This window comes from Lacticaseibacillus baoqingensis (assembly GCF_003946165.1).
Classification (GTDB): Bacteria; Bacillota; Bacilli; order Lactobacillales; family Lactobacillaceae; genus Lacticaseibacillus; species Lacticaseibacillus baoqingensis.
Map to the genome: position 1 here is coordinate 1 of NZ_RHOI01000056.1, position 6808 is coordinate 6808.

Annotated in this window: 4 protein-coding genes; all 4 read left to right on the top strand. The window is 41.4% G+C overall.

Annotated features, from left to right (window positions below; all coding sequences use genetic code 11):
* The first annotated feature begins 77 nt into the window (after positions 1-77).
* The gene (locus tag EKM91_RS13400) at positions 78-839 is read left to right on the top strand and encodes a DNA methyltransferase (RefSeq protein ID WP_125754398.1); all 762 of its coding nucleotides are present in this window, start codon (positions 78-80) and stop codon (positions 837-839) included.
* Between the two features lie 18 nt (positions 840-857).
* Positions 858-3848 (top strand): restriction endonuclease, encoded by a 2991-nt coding sequence (locus tag EKM91_RS13405; protein WP_125754399.1) that lies wholly within the window; start codon positions 858-860, stop codon positions 3846-3848.
* A 412-nt stretch (positions 3849-4260) separates the two neighbouring features.
* Complete coding sequence (locus EKM91_RS13410) at positions 4261-4620, top strand: LysR family transcriptional regulator (RefSeq protein ID WP_125754400.1); 360 nt, start codon at positions 4261-4263, stop codon at positions 4618-4620.
* 464 nt (positions 4621-5084) lie between these two features.
* On the top strand, positions 5085-6674 hold the full coding sequence (locus tag EKM91_RS13415; RefSeq protein WP_125754401.1) for a type I restriction-modification system subunit M: 1590 nt from the start codon (positions 5085-5087) through the stop codon (positions 6672-6674).
* Positions 6675-6808 lie beyond the last annotated feature (134 nt).

Below are 6808 nucleotides of genomic sequence, written 5' to 3' on the forward strand. Positions count from 1 at the left end.
ATAACAAAAAATCCACTCCGAAGAGTGGACCTTTCAAAAGATAAAAACTATTAATCAACACCATTTGACACAGAGCCATTTTTTCATATCCTAAGCCAAGTGGGTTAATCAAATATCTAGCTAGTTTAGTTCTTGAAGAAGACGATATCTTATTAGATTTCTTTTCTGGATCCGGTACCACGGCGCAAGCAATTATGCAGTTGAATGATGAAATAAAAGTTGACGCAAAGTATATTTTGGTTCAGCTGCCGGAAAATCTTGATTTAGCACTATCTTCTAGTTCGGGAGATTCTAAAACAACTATTGAAAACGCAATTGATCAGCTTGACAAACTAAAAAAGCCACATATTTTAACTTATTTATCGCTTGAAAGAATTCTTCGTGCAAGTAATTTGAAACATTTGGATTCTACGGATGTGGGCTTTAAGGTTTTTGAGCTACAAAAGTCAAACCTAAAAAAATGGAACTCTGGTTCGCAAGATTTGGTGACAATGCTTGGCTCGATGCAAGAAAATTTTGAACCAGGTTCGACTGAAGACGATTTGGTTTATGAAATCATGTTGAAACAAGGCCTAGAGTTGACCTTGCCCATAGAGAAAATCGTTCTAGGTGGGTCGAATATCTATAAAGTTGCATTTGGGTCATTGTTTATTGTTCTGGGTCAACGAATCACAAATGACGTTGCCAATAAAATTATAGAATTCATCAAAGCTGATGATCTAGAAAATGTGTCAGTTGTATTTCAAGATACTGGCTTTGTTAATGATGGAGAAAAATTAAATACCATAGAACAGTTAAATGCAAGCGGTGTGCAGTATGACGATATTTTAACCATTTAATGAAAGGAGGAAATGTCTTTGAAGATTAGATTTGAAACCCTTGATTATCAAACCGATGCTGTTAATAGCGTAATACAGGTATTCGATGGTCAAAGGATTAAAGAATCCAATTTCACAATCACTGATGATGCTCCTCAAGGTAGTTTATTTGCAAGTGATGGCATCGGAATTGGCAACCGTATAATTATTAACGAAGAGCAGATGTTGAAAAATGTTGCTAAGGCACAAATTTTGAATGGTATCGTACCCAGTGACAGTTTGTTTGGGAACAACGCGGCCTTTCCCCAGTTTAATATTGAAATGGAAACCGGTACGGGTAAGACTTTTGTTTATTTGAAAACTATTCTCGAATTACACAAGAAGTACGGGTTTACAAAATTTGTTATTGTTGTACCAAGTGTTGCGATCAAAGAAGGTGTGCTCAAGACTTTTAAAATTACAAGGAGCTACTTTAAAAAGCAGTATAGCGGTGTGATTTATGATATGTTCATGTTTGACAGCAGCAAACTTGACCGTGTCCGTTCATTTGCAGCGTCAAGTACAATCGATATTATGGTTACAACCATTCAGTCTTTTAACAAGGAAACAAACGTCATGAACCGTGAGAGCGATCAACTTTCTGGTGCACGTCCTATTGACCTGATTGCCGAAACTCGTCCAATTGTCATTATTGATGAACCGCAGTCCGTTGATAATACGGACTTGGCTAAAGATGCATTGAAGAGCTTGAATCCTTCTGCTGGATTTCGTTATTCAGCAACTCATCGTGACAGTACCTACCCTAAGATTTACCAATTAAGTGCAGTCGATGCTTATGACAACCAACTGGTTAAGCAGATTGAAGTGGCGGGAATTGAAATTGATGAAGATGGCAATCGTGCTCATCTAAGGCTGATTGATGTAAAGACTGGCAAAAAGGGTATCTCTGCTAAAATTGAAGTTTATAAAAAGACCCGCAATGATGCAGACAAAGTCATCTTAAACTTTAAAGCTGGTGATGACATGTTTACGAAAACAAAACTACAGGTCTATGATGAAGTTGGTTTTATTCAGGACATCAATGCAACTCCAGGCTTTGAATCAGTCACATTTTCTGGTAAGCCTGAGAAGATAACACTGGAGTCGGCTACTCTTGAAGATGAAGCAACAAAGAGGGCGCAGATCTCAAAAACCATCGAAGAACACTTGAACAAAGAACTGCAGTTCAAGCAAGCGGGACAGCATATTAAGGTTTTAAGTCTGTTCTTCTTGGATAAGGTTGAAAATTACCGTATTTATGATGATGAAGGTAATCATAAGTTGGGGCGTTACGCTAAGATTTTCGAGGAAGAGTATAACCGGCTGATAAACTTATCTAAGTATCGAGAATTAAATGATGTGGATGTTCCAGTTTCCGAAGTGCACGATGGTTATTTCTCTGCGGATGGTAAAGGAAAATTGAAGGACACCAAAGGCGATACCGTGGCTGATGAAACGACTTATGAAATGATCATGGAGAACAAAGAAGGTCTTTTGACTTTCTATGATGAAACAAAACATCATACTGCAAAAGCCAATAAGATCCGCTTTATTTTCTCGCATTCTGCATTGAAGGAAGGCTGGGATAACCCTAACGTCTTCCAGATTGCTACCTTGATTGAGACCAAGGACACCATTACCAAGCGTCAAAAAATTGGACGTGGCTTACGTATTGCCGTTAATGAAGACGGCGTACGTGTACCCGGATTTTCCGTTAATACATTGACTGTCATGGCTAACGAAAGCTACAAGGATTTCGCCGAGGGCCTACAAAAAGAATACGAAGAAGATGGTGTCACCTTTGGCGTGTTTGAAAAAAATAGTTTTGCAACTATCATTGTGGAGCGTGACGAAATAACCGATGAACTGACGATTCTCGGTAAAGAGAAATCGACTGTCCTTTTTAACTATTTCAAGAATGAAGGCTTCATCAATAACGCCGGCCGTGCAACGGATAAGCTGAAGCAAGCAATTACCGACAAAGAAATCGAAGTACCGAAAGAATTCGTGGGAGTTGTGCCTCAGATACTGGAAGTGGCACAGTCTAAGGTGAAGAGTCTTGAAATAAAGGATGCAAAGGACAAGGTTGAAGTTAAAGTGGTTAAAGAAGCCTTAGCTGATGATTTTCTTGAACTCTGGAACAAGATTAAATATAAGACCACGTATAAGATTAACTTTGATTCTGATAAGCTGATTCGATATGCTGCTAGAGGAAATGAATCGTTTGATGGGATTGACTCGATTCAAACGCATAAAGGCACCTACCTTTACAAAAAAGGCATCGTCGAGATGAGCCAAGCCGGTATTGAGGCTGATGAATCTACTGAAAGTAGCGTACGAGTAGCGACTCGTGGAGCTTATAAGTTACCGGATATCATTACATTCTTACAGAATGAAACAAGCCTAACTCGTAAGACGATTGTTGCGATTCTACAATCCGTGAATAATTTAGATAGCTTCAAGAATAATCCGTTGTCGTACATGAATCAGGCAGCCAAAATTATTAATGCCATCAAGAATCAGCTTATCGTGGATGGTATTGAATACACACGTACCAATGATGAGTACGAGCAAAAGTTATTCACTACGGAAACCTTAAACGCGTATCTTGGTGAAAAAGGAAACGCCGTTAAAGCCGATGAAACAAAACATAAAACCGTATACAATTACGTAGTGACTGATTCAACCATTGAAAAGGAATTTGCTCGTAAAGCTGAAAAAGACGAAAACGTCAAATTTTATATTAAGCTTCCGGATTGGTTTAAGATTCGCACACCACTTGGTCCTTATAACCCGGACTGGGCAATTCTGTATGAGAAAGATGACGAACAGCACCTATACTTTATCGTTGAAACCAAAGGTGATGTTAGCTTTGAACAATTACGTCCGCATGAACGCGCAAAAATTCTTGCAGGTGAAAAGCACTTCAAGGCAGTTGATACAGATATTAGATTTAGACGTGCATCAGATGAAGCTGAAATTCGTAGTTAATAGTGTCTAACAATTTGATTGCCCTATTTGAATAGATTACTTGGGAGACGGCGATTGTCGTCTCCTCTTTGATTGGTTTTCGTCACATCAAAAAATTCCCGTCAACTTCAGGCCAATTTGAAGGCTGAACTTGACAGGAATTTAGTGCTTTACAGTTTGGCTATGATCATCCCACCTAAGGGCATCAACAGAGTCCCGATGGTGATGCGCCCATTTGTGATTTGATTTTGTGTTCATTCATGCAACTCGTATATACAGCTCTGCATAATTATATAATATGTCTGACGAGTCGCAAGATCGATATCTCCTATCACTGCCTCAACTTCCACAAGTTATATAATTAAGTTAGCTTTCCTCACACTTATGGAGGCCCACATGAATTACAACTTAAAGCCTATGAAATACTTTGTCGATGTGGTGCAAACCCACGCCTCAGCTCGCGGCTAAACGCAACTATGTCTCAGAAACAGCGGTATCCACGGCCATTAAGCTTTTAGAAGATAATTTGGGGGTGCAGCTGATCAACCGCACGTCAACGTCGCTGTCACTGACCGCTGCTGGCCAATTCTTTTACCGGCGGGCGATTCAAGTGCTGGATGCTTCTGGTGAAATTTGGTGTCATCCTGAACAACAACCAGCTGGCTTGCTTAGGATCCATTTATTGCAAGGTTTGGAAGCCGATGCGGCCGCTTTTGCGCGATCAAACAACTTAGCGCCAATAGGTGAAGGCGACCACCAGATAATTGTATGCAATACAAATATTATTACTTGATAGAGCTTTTCACATTTCTTTAGAGCTTATATTATTGATTTTGGATTGGCTACCCCAAAATTAATATAGAGGCTATCCGCTAATTAAGCAGGGATTGGATTCTGTTGCTGGTGACGCAGAATTTATTTCAATGTCAAGCCACTTTCGTGAAAAAGCGGCTACTAATTTCAGATGCGGCAGCCTTACTTGCGAGGATTAGTTGCTGCTTCACTTGTAGTTGAAGATCGAGGAGTAATAAAATCTCGTGCGTATTGCAGGATAAAACCCATCACCAGCGAACATGCAGCAGATGTCGGTTCAATGCCGGATGTCTATAGACCTGTTCGGGCAATTATGGCTCATATTTTACACAACGCCATTCTATGATAGAAACTTATCCTGAACTCCCACCGATTTCTCTGTATAATCAAGGAAGCACAGATGCTCAGTAAACATTCTTGAGCAGACAAATAGGGGGAAACATAATGGCATTGACGCACGAGAAAGAAGCACTAATCTGGAAGACATTGAATGATACGCGCGGCAAGATCGAGCCGTCACAGTATCAGAACTATGTTTTCGGTGTGATGTTCTACAAGTTCTTATCTGAAAAAGCAGAGAAGTGGCTCGACAGTGTGCTTCGGGGCGACACTTGGGCGAATGTATGGGCACAAGATGCTAGCAAGGCAGCGAAGTTCATGCAAAGCAAGCTAGGATATGTGATTCAGCCTGGCGACATGTTCGATGATTGGAACAAGGCCATTAATGAGGACAAGTTCAACATCACCATGGTTTCGGATTCCTTACTTCATTTTGACCAAGGGGTAAGTCAGGAAGCCAAGAATGATTTCGCCGGGATTTTTGCCGATATGGACCTGACATCATCGCGGCTAGGCGCGAACACTCAGACGCGGACTGCCACGATGATGAGTTGGATCGACTTAATGGATAAAATTGAGCTGGATGACAACGCAGATGTGCTCGGCGATCTCTATGAGTATTTGATTGGGATGTTTGCTGCGAATTCCGGCGCTAAGGCTGGGGAGTTCTATACGCCACACCAAGTTTCCGACATCATGGCGCGTATTCTAACCGCTGGGCGGGAGGATATGGAGGAGTACAGTCTCTATGATCCGGCACTGGGATCTGGCTCGTTGCTTCTGACGACTGCATCATATATGCATAGTGCGGGGGTGCGTGGTGCAATCAAGTATTACGGACAAGAGCTGATTACGACGACATTCAACCTTGCTCGCATGAATCTGATGATGCATGGCGTTGAATATAATGACATCAATTTGCGCAATGCGGATACGTTGAACAACGACTGGCCGGACGGCGTTATTGAAGGTGTGGATAACCCGCGGATGTTTGATGCCGTGATGGCCAATCCCCCATATTCGCAACACTGGGATAATCAGAGCCGAGAAGATGACCCTCGGTTTAAATTTGGCGTGGCGCCGAAGACTAAGGCAGATTACGCCTTCTTGTTACATGGCCTTTATCACCTCAAGTCTGATGGTCGCATGGCGATTGTGTTGCCCCACGGCGTTTTGTTCCGCGGTGCCGCGGAAGGAAGAATTCGTCAAGCACTGTTAGATAATCACAACATTGCCGGGATTATTGGGTTGCCAGAGAAAATTTTCACCAATACCAGTATTCCGACAATCATCATGGTGTTAGAAAAGAATCGTTCATCCGATGATGTGATGATTATTGATGCATCCAAGGGTTTTGAAAAGCAGAAAAACAGTAATCGTTTGCGTGAAGAGGACATTAACAAGATCGTTGAAACCTATCTGACACGTCAGGACGTTGATAAATATGCCCACCTCGCCACATTAGTTGAAATTAAAGAAAATGACTACAACTTAAACATTCCACGGTATGTAGATACTTTTGAAGAAGAAGCACCCGTTGATACCGCGGCGTTGCTTGCGGACATGAAATCTATTTCAGAAGAAGAAACCAAGCTTAACGCCGAATTGAAGAAAATGATGGCAGATTTGGTAGTGACCGATCCGGCTGATCAGAAGATTCTTGATGACTTGAAGGGGGTTCTGGATTATGAGTAAAGATCAAGGAAACCAGAAGCCCATTCCAGCCATACGCTTTAAGGGATTCACTGACGATTGGGAACAGCGTAAGCTTGGAACTGTGACGAAGCGTTTGAAATCTTATCCATTATCTCGTGACGTTGAAATTGATG

Coding starts and splice junctions, on each gene's coding strand:
- EKM91_RS13415 (WP_125754401.1), top strand. CDS start 5,085: ATGGCATTGACGCACGAGAAAGAAGCACTAATCTGGAAGACATTGAAT.
- EKM91_RS13410 (WP_125754400.1), top strand. CDS start 4,261: ATGTGGTGCAAACCCACGCCTCAGCTCGCGGCTAAACGCAACTATGTC.